Source organism: Cobetia sp. 4B (assembly GCF_018831605.1).
GTDB lineage: Bacteria > Pseudomonadota > Gammaproteobacteria > Pseudomonadales > Halomonadaceae > Cobetia > Cobetia amphilecti.
In genome coordinates this window covers 3,440,560-3,459,018 of record NZ_CP059843.1, presented here as the reverse complement: position 1 = coordinate 3,459,018, position 18,459 = coordinate 3,440,560, and the positions used below count along the sequence as shown (strand labels likewise).

The following is an 18,459-nucleotide window of genomic DNA, read 5'->3' as shown; positions in this document are numbered from 1 at the left end:
TTGCAGGGAAGGTGTCAAAAACCTCTTGTCTTGCCATAGGCCGCGTCTAGACTCGTTTTTGACGGGTTGAAGGGGATTTGGCCGGTCATCTTCGAAAGTATCGGGATAGCGTTGGAGTGGAGAAAACACTGGAACTTCAGTTCCGGTGTGGGGGAGTCGTGTCATGAGGTTTCAAGATGGCGTAGCGGTTTCGCCACGATAATAATATTCAGGGGGTAAGGAAAATGTATTCCATGTCATTCGTATCCAGCCGTCTTGACGCCGGCAAGGGACGTCTCCGCAACGGCGACCGTCTGGAAGAAAGGGCTTTCCAGAGTCACGATATCAGTGTCACGCCGTTTCCCTCTGCGTGGGGAGATTCGATCAAGGCAGTGCGAATGACCCTGGAAGATGCCCAGGATCGATTGTCGGTATTTGAGCGCTTCGAGCGCCCCTTTGTCTTTGATCATCTGCCTGCCCCCATGTCCGGCAAGCTCAAGATGATGATCGAGGCGTTGGATGATGCGGGCGAGGTACTGCCCGGGTCTGGTGAGCAGTTCGGCTTTGAGATCGAAGCCCCCGATGTCGTCGTCGTCGAGGAGGTGAGTGAGCTGGGCGGCACGCCACAAGCTGACCCGCAAGATGCGCCTCCGGCTGACCCCGGCGAGGCCCTGACCCTCCAGAGCGATGATGTCATCGGCGAGCCCATCGCTCAGGAAGACCCGCTTGCCCAGGCGCTGCTGGCCAGTGACGACGAACCTGCCGCAGGCGCTGAGCCTGCGCTTCTGGCCGAGCCAGCGCCTCTGGCAACGGCGGCGCTCATCGCGCCGGAAAGCTTTGCTACCCTGCGCATCGAGGCGGAAGACCTCACGGACTCAGATGGTGATGGCAATCTTGCCTCCCTGAGTGGCGCCGGTATCGAGGTGGTGTCGGGAGCGCAGAGCCCCCTCAATACCGAGAATGCCTCAGGCAGTGCCTATGTGGACTTCGCCGCCGCGACCGGCGAGACGCTGACCTTCAGCTTCAGCGTTCCCGAGGCCGGCGAGTATGAACTCGCCCTGGGGTATGCGCTGAGCCGCGATGGGGATGGCTCCGAGCGTAATCGCCCGCTGCGTCTGGACGTCAACGGCGAGCTTCAGGATCGAATGTTCGACCTGCCGAGCACCAGCCTGACGAATGACACTTCGGATTTCAGCACCTTCGGTGAGCGTACCATTCGCGTTCAGCTGCAGGCAGGTGAGAACACGGTGTCGTTCACCTCCAACGGTGCCAGTGGCCCCAACGTCGACTATCTGGAAGTGCGTGCGCCGGACCCGGACGTCTACGTCATCCAGGGCGAGGATCTCGACATCGGCCCGACCTCTGATGTCGCCGATGCTGGCACCAATCGCGTGGTGACGGTCGACAACATCGCCAGCTTCACCGATGGCGGGGAAACCTTCCGGGTCGGGGCCGAAGGGGCCAGCTATCTCGATTGGGCATCGGGCAATGCCGAAGCCTACGGAGAATTTACCCTCGAGGTGGCCACCGCCGGCACTTACAGCGTCACCGTGACCTATGCCAGCAGCTCTGCACGTCCCATTGATCTCTTTTTGGTCGATGACGACACGCAAAGTCAGGTCGGCACCTTCCAGTTCGCAGCGGTAGAGGCGCCGGGCTACTACCCCGATGATGTCGATGATGTGCCCGCGGACAACCAGCCAGGCAATGGCGGGTCTTCCGCGTGGGAAGGCTGGACCACCGAGACGCTGGAAATCACGCTTGCCGCTGGCAGCAATACGCTGCGTCTGGGCGGCGCGACCAATGGCCCGAATATCGACAAGATCGAGGTGGCGCTACTGGAAGCCGACGAGGTAGATCCTGTCGATCCGGTGATTGCGCCAGTGGTGGTGCAAGCCGAGGATGCCGCGTTGGGCGTCGACAACGGGGCCGCCACCTTGGTGCGCGACGCCGCCAATCCCGAGGCCGGTGGCTTTGTCGGACTGCGCCCGGACTTTTCCGGCACCGGTTATGTGGATTTCGGCAGCGCGCCGGGAGATAGCCTGACCTTCACCGTCAATGTGGCCGAGGCGGGTGACTACGACCTCAATTTCCGCTATGCCAGCAATGGTGCGCGTCCGCTTGATCTGTCGATCAACGCAGGCGAGCCCACCGCGCTTGCCTTTGTCGCGACGGACCCCAACGCCACCAACGTCGACCCTGAAGGCTTCGATGTCTGGGAGTACCAGACTCTGACGACGCGACTGGAAGCCGGCGACAACACCATCACCCTGGCGATTCCGCAAGGGCGCAACAATGGTCCCAATGTCGATCGCCTGGAGGTCACTACCGCGGGCACGGGGCCGGTAGGGGACGTCGTGGCGGATGACGATGCCTCTCCGCTGGCCTTTGCCGCGGTGGAGCCCCTGCTCAATGGCGCGACCGTCGGCGAAGCCGGCTTCAGCGTCACCGGGCTTGATGCCGACATCACCTTCGTCGGCGTGACCTTCGATGAGGGCGTCACGGTCCAGGAGGTGGTGCCGACGCCGGAAGGCAGCTTCACGCTGGACCTGTCGGGCTTCGCCGATGGAGACCTGTCGGCCACGCTGATCGCCATGGATGCCTGGGGCAACCGTGCCGAACAGAGCGTGGCACTGACGCTGGATACCACCGCCGATGAGGGGGGTGACCTGGCCCTTGCGGGCCCGGAAGAGGCCATCGAATCGGCCGACAGTGCCAGTGTGGTGTTCAGTGTCGTGGGGATCGATGCTGGTTCGACCCTCGACGTCAGCTTCGATGGCGGTGCGACCCGCCAGTCTGTCGTCAGCGATGGAGATACCCTGACGGTCGATCTCTCGGCGCAGGCCCCGGGCGATATCACCGTGACCTTGATCGTGACGGATGCTGCGGGCAACGAGGCGAGTGCCACGGATACGGTAACGCTGGCCGCCGCTGGTGCCGAGAGCCTCGACGTCAGCTTCGATGACGCGACTCTCAGCGCCTACAGCGCCACCCAGGACAACCCGTCCGACGGCACGGGGGCGGTGGTGGAAGATGACGGCGGCACACTGACGCTGAACGATAACGTCTGGAAACGGGCGGCATTGCCCAGTGACTACACGATCACCGATGCCACCCTCCTGACGGTGGACGTGGCCATTTCCGGCTCGCCGGTGCCCGAGATCGTCGCCATCGGCTTCGATGCGGACTCCAACCCCTTCAATGGCGGCAACAGCGTCTACCAGCTGGGTGGAACCCAGACCCAGGGCGGCTTCGTCGATCTGCGAGGCCAGGGGGTCGACAACGGTGATGGCACCTTGCGCTTCATCATCGACCTGTCGGCGCATGCGGGTACCACCCTCGAGTCTCTCGTCTTCGTCAATGACGACGATGCGGGCGCCAAGGGCAGCACGAGCTTCAGCGCCGTCAGCCTGTCGGAAGCCGACACCGGCGACACCAACAGCGCACCGCGCGTGGTGGGCGGCGGCATCGCCGACCTGAGTCTCGATGAAGGCGCGAATCTCGAAGTCGACCTGCCCTTCGTCGATGACGATGGCGACGACCTCACCTACAGCTTCCTGGTCACCGATGGCGATGGTCAGCCCGTCAGCGCTCCGGGGCTGAGTGTCAGCGACAATGTGCTGTCCGGAAGCCTCGCCGGACTGGCGCCGGGCAGTTACACCGTGACGGTGACCGCCGATGATGGCATCACCAGCACCGACACCGACTTTGCCCTGACGCTCGAGAACGTCAACGACGCGCCGGTGGCCGAGCCCGTCGCCCTCGAACCGTACTTCGGAGAAGTGGGCGAGGACTTCCTCCAGATTCCGCTGTCGGACTTCGCAGCGCTGTTCTCCGATGCCGATGGCGATAGCCTGATATTGACGGCCGAGGACCTGCCGGCCGGGCTCGAGGTGGTCGATGGCATCATCCAGGGCACGCCCAGCCAGGGCGGCACCTTCGATGTCATCGTGCGGGCCACCGACCCGGGCGGTCTGTCAGCGACCCAGACGCTCAGCTTCATCATCGAAGGCACCCAGGTCGGCGATAGCATCACGATCGAGGCGGAAGACTTCACGGATCTCGACGCCAGCAATCTGATCGTCACCGGCAGCGCATCCGCGTCCAATGAACAGCTGATTCGCCTGACCAGCAATGCGCCGGCCACGATTGGCACCGACCTTTCGGCGGGCGGCGTGGAGCCCGGCTGGTACGTCGCACGCCTATACGTGTTCGATGAAACCGACGGTGAAGGCACCTTGAGCCTGACCATCGGCGACACCGTGCTCGAAGCGCGCAACACGACAACCGACAGCCTGAGTGCTGACGTGGTGTTGAATGACGACTTCGGCACCTTCGTCGGCAGTGGCGCGCGCGGCAACGCAGGCCAGAGCGGCAACCGCAAGGAAATCGTCTTCGAGACACCCTTCGAGGTGACCGCCGGTGATCTGGCGAGTCTCGAACTGATGGGGGCCGATGGCGAATTGATGCGGATCGATTCGCTGGTCTTCGAGCGCATTGATGAGCCGGTCAACGGCGCGCCGACCCTTGAAGGGCTGGAAGAGAGCCTGAGTGTCGACGAGAACGGCACTGCCGTGGCCAGCCTGATACTGGATGACCCGGACGGTGACGACCTGACCGTGACGCTGTCCGGTGCCGATGCGGCGCTGTTCCGCTATGACGAGGTGAGCCAGGGCATCGCCTTCATCACTCCGCCGGACGCGGAGCTTGCCGCCGACAGCGACGAAGACGGCGTCTACGAGCTGACCGTGACGGTGTCCGATGGCGAGGACAGCGTGTCACAGGACGCTCTGATCACCGTGGCCGATCTCAACGAGAGCATCGCCATCACCCAGACCGAGTTTGCGGTGGACGAGAACCTGACCGAGATAGGCGCGATCCCCCTCGTCGATGAGGATGGCGTGGCCCTTGGCCTCAACGCCCCGGTATTCGCCATCACCGGCGGCGTCGATTCTCCGCTGTTCAGTATCGATCCGAGCACCGGCGTGCTGAGCTTCACCAGCGCTCGCGATTTCGAGCTGGCGGTCGATGATGACGAGGACGGCGTCTATGAAGTCGAAGTCAGCGTCACAGACGGTGATCTCTCCACCACCGAGCAGCTCTCGGTCACCGTCAATGACGTCGACGAGGCACCTTTCTCGCCCCTGAGCCTGCAGGCCGAGGACGGGGTGGTCGAGAGCTTCGATACCGATGCCAACAACACCGACACTCAGGTCCGTGATCCGGACAACCCCGAGCCGAATCAGCCCACCGGCCTGCGTCCGGGCTTCACCGGCAGCGGCTATCTGGACTTCGGGGATACCCCGGGAGACAACGTCAGCTGGCAGATCGACGTGGCTCAGGCCGGTCAGTACGACATCAGTGTGCGTTACGCCACCAACAGCGATCGTCCGCTGGATCTGGTGATCAACGGCGGTGATCCGCTGGCGTTGGCCATGGCCAGTACCGACCCGGATGGTGCCGGTAGCGAGGAAGGCTTCGACCACTGGGAGTTCGAGACGCTCACCGTCACCCTGGCGGCGGGCAGCAATACCATCGCGCTGGCGATACCGGCGGGTGCCAACACCGGCCCCAACATTGACCGCATCGAAGTGACCGCGGCGGGCAGCGGCCCGATCCCGGAGGATGTCAGTGCCGATGAGGATGGCGATCTCGCCATTGTCGCCGCTGACGAGACGCTCGATGCCAGCCAGCTGGCGGCGGCCGTCTTCAACGTCTCCGGCATCGATGACGACGTGACCAGCGTCGCCGTGTCCTTCGATGGCGGCACGACCCGCAGTGAGGTGACGCCGGATGTCGATGGCAACATCACCCTGGACCTGAGTGGCCTGCTTGATGATCAGAGTGGCGATCTTGTCGTCTCGCTGTTTGTCACCGACGCCGCCGGCAACGAAGCCAGCGCCAGCGAGGTGGTCAGCTTCGAGGACGCAGGCGTGGTGGTGGCGCCGATCACCCTGCAGGCGGAAGACGCCGATATCGTCGATGTGGGCGGTAGCGCGATAGGCGAGGAGACGCGGGTGGTCGATGCCGACAATCCCGATGACTTCGGCAACCATCGCCCCGATGCGGTGGGAGATGCCTATGTGGACTTCGGCTCCAATCCCGGCGACCAGATCACCTTCAACGTCAACGCGCTGGAGGCCGGCAGCTACACCGCCACCGTGCGCTATGCCAACGGTGGAAACGCCCCGCGGCCGCTGGATCTGACCGTCAACGGCACTGATCAGGGCCAGCTCGGCTTCGCCAACGCCACCGGGACGGACCCCTGGGATCAGTGGCAGACGCTGGAGGTCGAGGTGGAACTTGCCGAGGGTGCCAATACCTTCACCCTGACCATGCCGGCCGGTGCCACCGGCGGGCCCAACATCGACCAGGTGGTATTCGACTTCAATGAGGCCGACGTCGGCACCCCGGCGTTCAACTTCGCCATCGAAGGCGAGGCGCTGACCATCGTCGATGTCGACGGCGATACCCAGGTGCGCGATGCCGACAATCCGGAAACCAACACCGCAGCCGGGGCCGACGGTCTGTGGGATGACTTTACCGGCACCGGCTATCTGGACATGGGAGCCGACGCTGGTGACGCCGCCGAGTTCCAGGTGAGCGTGGACGAGGCGGGCACCTACACCCTGGAGGTGCGCTACACCAATGCCGGCACCAACGGCGCCGATCGCCCCATGGATATTCTGGTCGACGGCCAGAGCCAGGGCAGTCTGGCCTTTGCCTCTACCGGCACCAACGCGGCTGGCTGGGAGAACTGGACCACCACCACCCTCGAGGTGGAGCTCGCAGCCGGCGACAACACCATTCGCCTTGCCAACCTGGGCAACGCCGGCCCCAACATCGACAGCCTGACGGTGAGTCGTGACGGGGTGGAACCGGATCGTCCGGTGGAGCCGGGCGAGCGCTTCTCGGTCAAGATCAACTTCCAGCCCGAAGGCACCGCGGTGCCGGATGGCTACATCGCCGACAACGGCAAGGCATTCGGCACCCAGTCGGTGACCGTGGACGGCCAGACCTACCAGTACGGCTGGGTCACCGAGGCGTCGATCTACGACGCCGAGCCCGGCACCGAGCCGCTGGACATCAGCGCGCTGACCAGCGTGGCGGTCAATGACCGCACCGATGACATCGCGGGTCTCGATCCGCGCCAGGGCACCTACGCCCACTTTGACCAGCCCAGCGCCAACTATGTGCGCGCCGGCTGGGAGATCGAGCTGGAGAATGGCTACTACGAGGTCACCATCTCCATCGGCGACACCAGCGGGCCCTACGACAGCCACAATGTGCTCAATGCAGAGGGCGAGCTGTTCAATGACCCCTTCACCCCGTTCCGCCCCGAGGATTTCCCGGCGGACGGCAACCCGTCAGATGATACCGAGGGCTTCCGCTCGGACCTGGTCACCCGCATCGTTCAGGTCAGCGACGGGCGTCTGACGCTGGACTCCCTGGGACTCGACAGCGAGAACACCGAGATCCAGTACCTCGAGATCCAGGCGCTACCGGACCTGACGCCGGAAGATGATCGCATCGCGGCCGAGGACTACGCCTTCTTCACCGATGCCCGTGCCATCGCCGGGGTCGGCGAGAACGAGCTGGAGGTGGACCTTGATCCGGAGGATGGCGGCATCCCCACCGGAGTCGATCCGACATCCGACATCTTCGTCGGCATCTCGGTGGTGGATGGGCGCGGCGGGGCCCTGCTGGAAAGCCTGGGGGATGGCTCCATCCGGCTGTTCGAGACGCTCAGCGGCGAGGAAGTCACCTTCAATGCCAACACCACCGGCGGCTTCGACTCGCTGACCATATCGCCGAGCCAGACGCTCAAGCCCTTCACCAGCTATACCCTGGTGATCGATGGTTTCCAGGACCGTGGCCCCAACGACGATACCGACGCGCCGACGCGCGAATTCCAGAAGTACACCAACACCTTCGTCACCGGCGAGGAGCCCGAAGTGGTCGCCCGCGACGTGGCCTTCAACGACGTGGTGGAGCTCGACGGTGCCTCTGACGACGCCTATGGCTTCACCTCGCTGGAGATGAGCTCCGACGGCGCCTTCATGTACGTCGCCACCATCAGCGGCGAGCTGCTGCGTTATGACGTCGATCCCGTCGACGGCTCGCTGTCCAATCGCCAGGAACTTGCCCTGCCCGATGACTACTTCGATCAGCCGGGGGAAGACCAGCAACGCGGCATCATCGGCCTGGTGGTGGACCCGACCGATCCCAACGTGCTGTGGATCACCGACAACTATCCGATTCCGCTATCAGGACGTGACAACGGCGTGCCGGACTTCAGCGGCCGGGTGACCAAGATCACCCTGGACGATGGCCCCGATTTCTCGGGGACCGCCGAGGCCTATATCACCGGTCTGCCGCGCTCCAATGGCGACCATGTGACCAATAGCCTGGAGTTCCGCGCGAATCCGGATTACGACGCCGAGACCAATCCCGATGTCCCGAGTCATCTGCTGTATCTGATCCAGGGCTCCAACTCTGCCATGGGTGAGCCCGACAGTGCCTGGGGCAATCGTCCCGAGCGCCTGTTGAACGCGGCGATACTGGAGATCGACCCGACCCGCGATGTGTCCAATGGGCCCTTTGACGTCTCCACCGAACCACTGCCCGACGATGGCCTGAACCAGCGCTTCGATGATCCCGACGGCCACCCCAAGGATGACCCCATCCCCATGGGCGACGGCGAGTTCCTGGTCTTCGATGAGCGCGGCGTCGCCACGGTGCAGGATGAGTCCGGCAACGTGCTCGAGTCCTACTACGACCCCTACGCCAGCGATGCGGTGCTGACGATCTTTGCCACCGGGGCGCGCAATGCCTACGACCTGGTATGGCATTCCAATGGCTTCCTGTACGTGCCGACCAATGGCTCGGCGGCTGGCGGTAACGTGCCGGATGATCCCTCCACGCCCGAGGACGAGCGCTACACCAGTGTCGAGAAGCAGGATGACTACCTGTTCCGCGTCGAAGAAGGGGGCTACTACGGACACCCCAATCCGCTGCGTGACGAGTACATTCTCAATGGCGGCAATCCCACCTCTGGCACCGACCCCAACCAGGTCGACAAGTACCCGACAGGTACCGACCCCGAGGGCACCTACGATATCGCCGGGGTCTACTCGCTGGGCGAGAATCGCTCGCCCAATGGCGCGGTGGAATACACCAGTGATGTCTTCGGCGGCAATCTGCAGGGCAACGTGCTGTTCACCGAGTATTCCGGTGGTGACGATGTCCGCTCCATCACCCTGGATGCCAATGGCAACGTGATCGGCGATGACGTGCTGCGTGATCCCGAGGGCAACGTCATCAGCTACGTCGACCCGCTGGACATCATCGAGAACCCGGCCACCGGCCAGCTCTACCTGCTGACCCTGAATCGCGGCAATGGCCAGAGTCAGATCATTCGTCTCGACCCGGCACCGGGTGGGGTAGTGGACCCGGTGGATCCCGTCGATCCGGTTGATCCCGGCGATGACCTGGTCTCGCTGCTGGCCATCCAGGCCGAGGACAGGACGCCTGAGGACGGCACTGCCGTGACGATCGCCACCGGGGCGGAGATCCAGATCCGCGACATCGACAATCCTGAGACCAACCAGCCTGACCTGCCCAACGGCCTGCGCCCCGGCGCCTTCGGGGTGGACGGCAATGACGTGGATGATGATGGCGTGCCCGGTGGTTATGCCGATTTCGGCAACACCAATGATGACTTCATCACCTTCAGCTTCACGCTGGACCCCGAGCAGGCCGGTGACTCGGTGCTGCGCCTGCGCTATGCCAATGGCGGCAGTACCGATCGCCCGCTGGAAGTGTTCGTCAACAACGTGAGCGTCGGGGTGTATGACTTCAGCCCGCCCGAGGGCCTGAGCGGTGATGCAGCCTGGGCCGAGTGGCTGACCGAGGACGTGGCGGCGACGCTGGTCAGCGGCCAGAACACGGTGCGCCTGCAGGCCACCGCTGACACCGGCCCCAATATCGACCAGCTGGAGATCCTGCAGGAAGCGCCGGACACGACTCCGGGCTTCGATGAGTACGAGGCCGAAGGAGCCGCGCTCGATGGGGCGGTGGTGGTGCTGGCCAGCGAGGAGGATCGCAATGCCTCCGGCGATGGCTTCGTCGACTTCGATGGCAGCGGTGATCAGACCATTACCTGGACGATCGATGTTGCCGAGACCGGCAGTTACGACATCGCCTTCCGCTATGCGCTGGCGGCGACCAAGGCCGACCGGCCGCTGGGTCTGAGCATCAATGGCGTTGATCTGGGGCAGGTGAACTTCGAGGGCCAGAGCAACGGCGATGAAAGCGACTGGTTCTTCCAGAATGCCCTGGTCGCGCTGCAGCAGGGCAGCAACACCATCACCCTGACTGCGCCGGGAGCCGTGGGGCCGAACATCGATCTGCTGAGAGTGCCGGATGCGCCGTCTGACACCTTCGTCCCCGTCTATGCCGATGTCTCGGACGGGTCGCGCATCGAGCTGGAGAGTGGCGACAGCGCGCGCACCCTCAACGAGCTGACCGCCGACTTCTACTTCACCGTGGACAGCAGCGGGCTCTATCGTCTCGACCTGGCCGCGAATGCGGGCGCCGATGATGGCCAGGGCCTGGCCCTGACGCTCAACGGGCAGACGCTGGAAACGCTGGCCTATCCGGGAGAGGGCGATGCCGGGGAAGAAGGCACCTATGTCGAGCTCGAGGCCGGCGTGGAGTACAACCTGCGTGCAGTGTCCGCCGCCGATGGTGCCGATGATCTCGACTATCTGGACGTGACGCCGGTGGTCGGCAACGACAATGCCGACATCGCGGTGCAAAGCGGCGATGCCGCCTATTACTCCGATCGCCTGCATTTCAGCTATCTGGAGAACAACAGCGCCTCGAACGCCGACCGCGACTTCAAGGAAAGTGCCACGGTGACGATTTCCAACACCGGGACGGAGTTGCTGGAAATTCTCGAAGCCGATATCGAAGGACCCTTCGTGCTGCAGGACCCCGCTGCCTTCGACGGCCTGACGCTGGCCGCCGGGGAGTCGCTCGAGGTGACGGTGCTGTTTGACAGTGCAAGCTACGAAGCGCCCACCACCGACGCCGGTGACGGAGTCTTCGAAGGGCGGATCCGGCTGGTGACCAACGACCAGGATTCGCCGGTGGCCGAGATCCATATGGCGGGCTTCTGGCAGGCGCGCGACGAGGGTGGCTGGGAGCCCAACGTCAATGAGGTGTGGGAAGTCTTCGGCCTCGGTAACCGCATCGATGGCTTGCCGACCGAGGGTGGCGGCCAGAACTCGGTGCTCAACGACTTCGATCTGTATCGCCCGATCAATGATGACGAGGTGCTGTCGCGCTACTGGACGCTGGCGGAGGGCGTCAGCGAGGCCACGATCACCCAGCTGGCGGCCTATCACGGTGGCGGCGGGGCGACTCTGGGCATCCACAACCCCGGTGACAAGGGCGAGGATGTCATCTTCTCCAATCATGCGGGAGACAATAACCAGACGATCCTGCCGGTACTGAGCAATGGCGAATTCGCCAGCGCGACCTTCGGTCTCGATGACATCCCCGCCGAGTGGGCCGGGAGTGGCGTGTTCGGGATTGAAGTGGCCAATCTGTCCACTGACCCGTCACTCAACCCGTCAGGCGGCGGCACACCGCCGGCAGATGCCGATGGCATCGAGCGCGGCTACACCGTGCGCATGTTCCGGGCGCTGGATGCAGAGGGCAACGTGATCCCCGATACCTATGTGGGCATCATGGATTACACCGGCATCAACTATGACTACAACGACAACATGTTCCTCATCGAGGGGGTGACGCCTGTCTCTGGCGGTGACCTCACGGTGATCAACAATGATGTGCTGCCGTCCAATGATCGTCTGGTGATGTCGCGCATCGAGAATCCGGTCAACAACCAGGTGGTGCATGACGAGGCCACTCTCACCCTGCGCAATGACGGCTTCGAGGACCTGACCATCGATGATGTCGTCGTCAGTGACACGACACTGTTCGAGTTGACCCAGCCGTTCAGTGCGCTGACGCTGGCACCGGGTGAGACGGCGGATGTCACGGTGCGCTTCATCGCTGATGACCCCAACGATGGCAGCCTCTACGAGGCGAGCCTGATCATCTCCTCAAGCGATTCCGATGAGAGCGAGAAGGTCATCCAGCTTGCGGGCCTGGCCCAGAACCAGTCCGAGAGCGGTCAGGAGCCGACGGTGCAGGAGATCGTCAACGCCTTCGGCTACTCCACCAACGTGGTGCAGGACCAGATGAACCAGGGCGGCCTGGTGGAGGCCAACGGAGACGAGATCCTGTCCCCGTACTTCCAGCGTGCCGATGGTGATGAACCGATCAAGATCACCCAGATCGCCGCCTATCATGGCCAGGGCGACATCGCGCGGCTGTTCGTGCATGACGTCGACAGTCGGGAGCTCGAAGAGGTCATCGTGCATGACGAGCAGGACGGCCAGACGCTGTTCCCGCGGGCGCTCGATAGCGGCGACCAGCAGGCAGTGGTGAGTCTGGATCGCGATGATCCCTTCGGCTTCTACGCCGAGATATCCGACCGCCAGGGCTATATCTCCTGGTCCGACCCGGATGCCAACCTCTACGAGGACACCATCGATGCCATCGGCAATCCCGGCAACAACCTGAATTGGGATGAAAATGATGGCCACCTGATTCGCGTCTATGTGGCCAAGGATGCCGACGGCAACGTGATTCCGGACACCTACATCGTCATCCAGGACTACGCGGGGGTGAACTACGACTACAACGACAACATCTTCCTGGTCGAGAACGTCACCACCTACGACCCCACCGGCGCGGAAGATGCCGATGGCAACGGGCGTGTGGATCTGTACGACGACGATGACAACGACGGCGTGCCGAACTTCCTCGACACGCCTGACCCGGTCGGACAGAGCGCCTTCAATGACGATCAGACGGCCTGGGCGGTCGGGGCCGATGGCCTGAGCCTGGAGGCACGCCTGTTCGACAACGGAGGCCAGGGCGTGGCCTACAACGACACCACGCTGTCCCACCAGGGCGATGGCTTCCGCTCCGATGAGGCGGTGGATATCTCCAACGGCACTCTGGCCATCGGCTATGTCGCCGACGGCGAGTGGCTGGAGTACACCCTGAATGTGGAGACGGCCGGTAGCTATGCGCTGAATTTCTCCGCCTCGGCGGTCTCCGACGGCAAGTCGATCACCGCCGCCTTCGAGCAGGACGGCAGCTTCTATACCGACGCCCAGGCGGTGGCGGTGCCGGACACCAACGCCTTCACCAACTTCACCGATGTGGGGCCCTTGACCTTCGAGCTGGAGGAAGGCGAGCAGGTGCTCAGGCTGACCTTCAATGGCGGACAGCTGGATCTGGCATCTCTGGACCTGTCGCTGGTGGCACCGGTGGATGACGGTCAGCAGGCGTTCACCGACGATGGCCAGCCCTGGCAGGTGGGCAGCGAGTTCAGCCTGGAAGCGGTGAATTACGATGAGGGTGGCCAGGATGTCGCCTACAACGATTCCAGCGAGGTGCAGCAAGGCAGCAACGTGCGTGGCGAAGGGGTGGACCTGGCCAACGGCGGCACTGCCATCGGCTGGATCCAGGATGGCGAATGGGTGGAATACACCCTCGATGTCGAGCAGGCCGGCACCTATGACATTGCCTTCCTGGCAGCGCGGGGCTCCACCGGTGGCGCGCAACGCACCGTGACCGCGACCTTTGCCAAGGAGGGCGATACTCCCTATGCCAGCGTCACGCCGGTGGAGGTCGAACCGACCGGTGGCTGGACCAACTATGTGGAAACCGACACTGCCCAGGTGACCCTGGAGGCCGGCGAGCAGGTGCTGCGGCTGACCTTCAACGGCGGCGCCATGGACCTGCAGGGCTTCACGCTGTCCCGGGATGGCCAGCAGGCCTTCAATGCCGGCGGCGTTCCCTGGCAGGTGGATGCCGATGAGGGGCTCACCCTCCAGGCGGTCGACTTCGACGAAGGCGAGCAGGGCGAGGCTTACAATGAGCTCTCCAGTGCCCAGCTTGGCTCGGGGTATCGCGACACCCCGGTAGACACCGTCGGTGAGGGCGAGGCGATAGGCTGGGTGGAGGATGGTGAGTGGCTTGAGTACACCATCGATGTCGAAGAGGCGGGCTCGCACACGCTGTCGTTCGTCACCTCCGCGCCTGACAATGGGCGCAGCATTACCGCCTCGGTGGAGAAGGATGGCGAGTTCTACGATGAGGACAGTGGCACGCTGCCCAATTCCGGCGCCTGGGGCGTCTACGTCGATGGCCCCTCGCTGACGCTGGACCTGGAGGAGGGGGTGCAGGTGCTACGCATCACCTTCAATGGCGGCTCGCAGGATCTGGCATCGTTCCAGATCACGCGTGACCCCGAAGTCGCCCCGGCCAGCGCGCCAAGCAATACCGCGCTGATGAGCCTGGTCGACGAGGGCGATATCGCCCCGGTCTCCAACGATGAGGAGGTGCCGATGAGTGAGGATGTGACCCTTCAGGGCGTGCAGGATGACGCCCCGGGGAGTCTGCTCTGAGAGTGTGACGCAGCACGACGGAGCAATCCGCGACACGGGCGCGGGACGGCAACGGTGACAGGGTGAGATACAAGGCGAGCACTGAGCGCAAGGCGCCTCGCCTGCTGTCACCGTCATCCGTCCCGGCACCCGATGCATGTCACTGCCAGCCTGAGCGTGAGTGAGTGTGAAAGTCAGCACGTCACTCGCGCCCAGGCTGGCAGCGGCGTTTGTGGCGTCAGTCATGCAGGCTGTCTGCTGTTGCATGGTTTATTGCATCGTCAGCCGCATCGTCTCTCGCACCGCACCCCGCGCACCCCGCGCACCCCGCGCTCTCGGCGCTCCCTGCCTTGTCTGCCTGTCTGCCGACCGGATGATGGATACACACGCATACAGCGTCTGTCATCCTGAGCTGTTATCATGCCCGCCTTCAGACTCACCCCATCGCCTGTCGAACCTTCCCCGAACGCCTGATCTCGCGTCATGACGACTGTCATGTCGTCAGTGGCGTGCTCGGGTGACGTCGGGCCCGCCTCCGGGATGCCCGGGGCACGAGATGGCGTGAGGCAAGACCGATTCCGCCTGCAAGAGGACATGAGATGGCTCGTATTGCCATGGCACGCCACATTCTGGTGAAGACCGAGGCCGAGGCGCAGCGTCTCAAGCAGTCACTGGAGCGCGGCCAGCCGTTCGAGAAACTGGCCAAGAAGCACTCCACCTGCCCCTCCGGCAAGCAGGGCGGTGACCTGGGCGAAGTGCGCCCCGGCCAGATGGTCGGCGGCATTGATCGCGCCATCTTCAAGGGGCCGCTCAATACCCTGCAGGGGCCGCTGAAGAGCAAGTTCGGCTATCACCTGCTGGAAGTCTTCTTCCGCGGCTGATGCCTGCCAGGCCTTTGCGGCTCCCCGTATTTCCCGGCGCCAGCGTGACACTTCGTCACCGCCCACCTTTTTCATTTCAAACGGATATTCCCTCGTGATCTCTACCGCCAATCTCACCATGCAGTTCGGTGCCAAGCCGCTGTTTGAAGACGTCTCCGCCAAGTTCGGGCGTGGCAATCGCTACGGCCTGATCGGCGCCAACGGCTGCGGCAAGTCGACCATGATGAAGATTCTCGGTGGCGATCTGGAGCCGTCCGGTGGTCACGTCATGCTCGAGCCCAACATCCGTCTGGGCAAGCTGCGTCAGGACCAGTTCGCCTATGAGGAATACACGGTGCTCGACACCGTCATCATGGGCCACGAGCGTCTGGCCGTGGTCAAGGCCGAGCGTGACCGCATCTACTCGCTGCCGGAGATGAGCGAGGAAGACGGCATGAAGGTTGCCGACCTCGAGGTCGAATTCGCCGAGCTGGATGGCTATACCGCCGAAGCGCGTGCCGGTGAGCTGCTGATGGGCCTCGACATCCCCATCGAACAGCACCTGGGGCCGATGAGTGAAGTCGCGCCGGGCTGGAAACTGCGCGTGCTGCTGGCGCAGGCGCTGTTCTCCGATCCTGACGTCCTGCTGCTCGATGAGCCGACCAACCACTTGGACATCAACACCATCCGCTGGTTGGAAGGTGTGTTGACCGCGCGTTCCAGCACCATGATCATCATCTCGCACGACCGTCACTTCCTGAACAGTGTCTGCACCCACATGGCGGACCTGGACTACGGTGAGCTGCGTCTGTTCCCGGGCAACTACGACGAGTACATGACCGCCGCCACCCAGGCGCGCGAACAGCTGCAGGCCGACAACGCCAAGAAGAAGGCGCAGATCGCCGAGCTGCAGTCCTTCGTCAGCCGCTTCTCCGCCAACGCCTCCAAGGCCAAGCAGGCGACCTCGCGTGCCAAGCAGATCGACAAGATCCAGCTCAACGAGATCAAGCCGTCCTCACGCGTCAGCCCGTTCATCCGCTTCGAGCAGACCAAGAAGGTCCACAACAACGCGGTGATGATCGACAAGCTCTCCAAGGGCTTCGACGGCAACACCCTGTTCGAGAACTTCAGCTTCACGGTCGCTGCCGGTGAGCGTGTCGCCATCATCGGCCCGAACGGCATCGGCAAGACCACGCTGCTGCGCACCCTGGTCGGCGAGATGCACCCGGACGCCGGTGAAGTGAAGTGGACCGATGCCGCGGACGTCGGCTACTACGCGCAGGACCACGCCCATGACTTCGCCAACGACATGAGCCTCTATGACTGGATGGCACAGTGGACCGGCGGCGGTGAGCAGGTCGTGCGTGGCACCCTGGGTCGCATGCTGTTCTCCAATGACGACATCCAGAAGTCGGTCAAGGTCATCTCCGGTGGCGAGCAGGGCCGCATGCTGTTCGGCAAGCTGATCCTCAAGCAGCCCAACGTGCTGGTGATGGATGAGCCGACCAACCACCTGGACATGGAATCCATCGAGGCACTCAACCTCGCGCTGGAAAACTACCCGGGCACCCTGATCTTCGTCAGCCACGACCGCGAATTCGTCGGCTCGCTGGCCACCCGCATCATCGAGCTGAAGGCCGATGGCGTGGTCGACTTCTCCGGCACCTACGACGACTACCTGCGCAGCCAGGGCGTCATCGTCTGAGACGCGCCATGACTGGCTAGTCTGTCCGGTCTGACAAGACACCCTCATCGTCTCTGGCGGTGGGGGTGTCTTGTTTCCCATCTCCGGCCGCTGGCTACGGCAGGCTTCTGGTAGAATGCCGGCCCGCGTGTGTCTGCACAGCCGATTTCCTTTCCTTTCTTCGCTTCACGGAGTGTCCCGCATGGCCACATATGACGTCATCATCATCGGCGCAGGCGCGGCAGGCCTGATGTGTGCCGCCACGGCAGGCTATCAGGGCAAGCGCGTGCTGGTGCTGGACCACGCCAACAAGGCCGGCAAGAAGATCCTGATGTCCGGCGGTGGGCGCTGCAACTTCACCAATCTGGATGCCGGCCCAGCCAACTTCTTCTCACGCAATCCGCACTTCTGCATCTCGGCGCTCAAGCGCTATACGCCGCACCATTTCCTGGAACTGGTGGAGCGTCATGGGCTGGAGCACGTCGAGAAGAAGCCGGGACAGCTGTTCTGCGCCGATTCCGCCAAGGACCTGCTGGCGATTCTGCTGACGGAGTGTGAATGGGCCGGAGCGGAGATTCGCCTGAGTACGCGCATCACCTCGCTGGAGCGCGCGGGAGAGGGCATGCGGGTCGAGACCAGCAATGGCACGCACACGGCGGGGCGCGTGGTGGTGGCCACCGGCGGCATGTCGATTCCGACGCTCGGCGCGACCGGCTTCGGCTACGACATCGCGCGCCAGTTCGGGCTCGAGGTCACCGATACCTACGCCGCGCTGGTGCCGTTCACGCTGACCTCGCAGTGGAAGGAGCGTCTGTCGCCGCTGTCGGGGCTTGCCTGTGACGTCAGCGTCACCGCCGGCAAGGGCCATTATCGTGAACCGATGCTGATCACCCATCGCGGGCTTTCCGGTCCGGCGATGCTGCAGGCTTCCAGCTGGTGGACACCCGGTCAGCCGCTGGACATCGATCTGCTGCCGGGCGTGGATGCCTACGCCGAGCTGCTGGCCCTGCGTGAGCAGCATCCCAAGCGCCAGATCGGCCCCTGGCTTGGCGAGCGCCTGCCCAAGCGCCTCGCCCAGTCGCTGGTCGAGTGGCAGGACGCCGACGCCGGTCGCATCAGCGAGCGCAGTCTCGCCGAGCTTTCCAACGCGCGTCTCGAGCAGCTGGCCAAGGCGCTCAATCACTGGCAGCTCAAGCCGGCGGGCACCGAAGGCTGGCGCACCGCCGAGGTCACCATGGGTGGCGTGGTCACCGATGCCATCTCGCAGAAGGACTTCAGCGTGCGCGATCTGCCGCAGCTGGCCTTCATCGGCGAGGTGCTGGATGTCACCGGCGAACTGGGCGGCTACAACTTCCAGTGGGCGTGGTCCTCGGCGGTGGCCTGCGGTCTGAACTGCTGACCA

General features: G+C 63.7%; 4 protein-coding genes. All 4 read left to right on the top strand.

Going from position 1 to position 18,459, the window contains the following annotated elements; translation table 11 throughout:
- Positions 1-233: 233 nt before the first annotated feature.
- Positions 234-14,534, top strand: a complete 14,301-nt coding sequence (locus tag H2O77_RS14235) for a carbohydrate-binding protein (protein ID WP_240548624.1) — start codon at positions 234-236, stop codon at positions 14,532-14,534.
- 578 nt (positions 14,535-15,112) lie between these two features.
- Positions 15,113-15,394 carry a peptidylprolyl isomerase gene (locus H2O77_RS14230; RefSeq protein WP_043333877.1) on the top strand — a complete coding sequence of 94 codons (282 nt, stop codon included), beginning with the start codon at positions 15,113-15,115 and terminating at the stop codon, positions 15,392-15,394.
- 94 nt (positions 15,395-15,488) lie between these two features.
- Complete coding sequence (locus H2O77_RS14225) at positions 15,489-17,078, top strand: ABC-F family ATPase (protein WP_043333876.1); 1,590 nt, start codon at positions 15,489-15,491, stop codon at positions 17,076-17,078.
- A gap of 181 nt (positions 17,079-17,259) precedes the next feature.
- Positions 17,260-18,456, top strand: coding sequence for an NAD(P)/FAD-dependent oxidoreductase (locus H2O77_RS14220; RefSeq protein WP_215823375.1), 1,197 nt, complete (start codon positions 17,260-17,262; stop codon positions 18,454-18,456).
- Positions 18,457-18,459 lie beyond the last annotated feature (3 nt).

Excerpts from the sequence above, each read along its gene's own strand:
- H2O77_RS14235 (WP_240548624.1), top strand. The coding sequence starts at position 234 with ATGTCATTCGTATCCAGCCGTCTTGACGCCGGCAAGGGACGTCTCCGC.
- H2O77_RS14230 (WP_043333877.1), top strand. The coding sequence starts at position 15,113 with ATGGCTCGTATTGCCATGGCACGCCACATTCTGGTGAAGACCGAGGCC.
- H2O77_RS14220 (WP_215823375.1), top strand. The coding sequence starts at position 17,260 with ATGGCCACATATGACGTCATCATCATCGGCGCAGGCGCGGCAGGCCTG.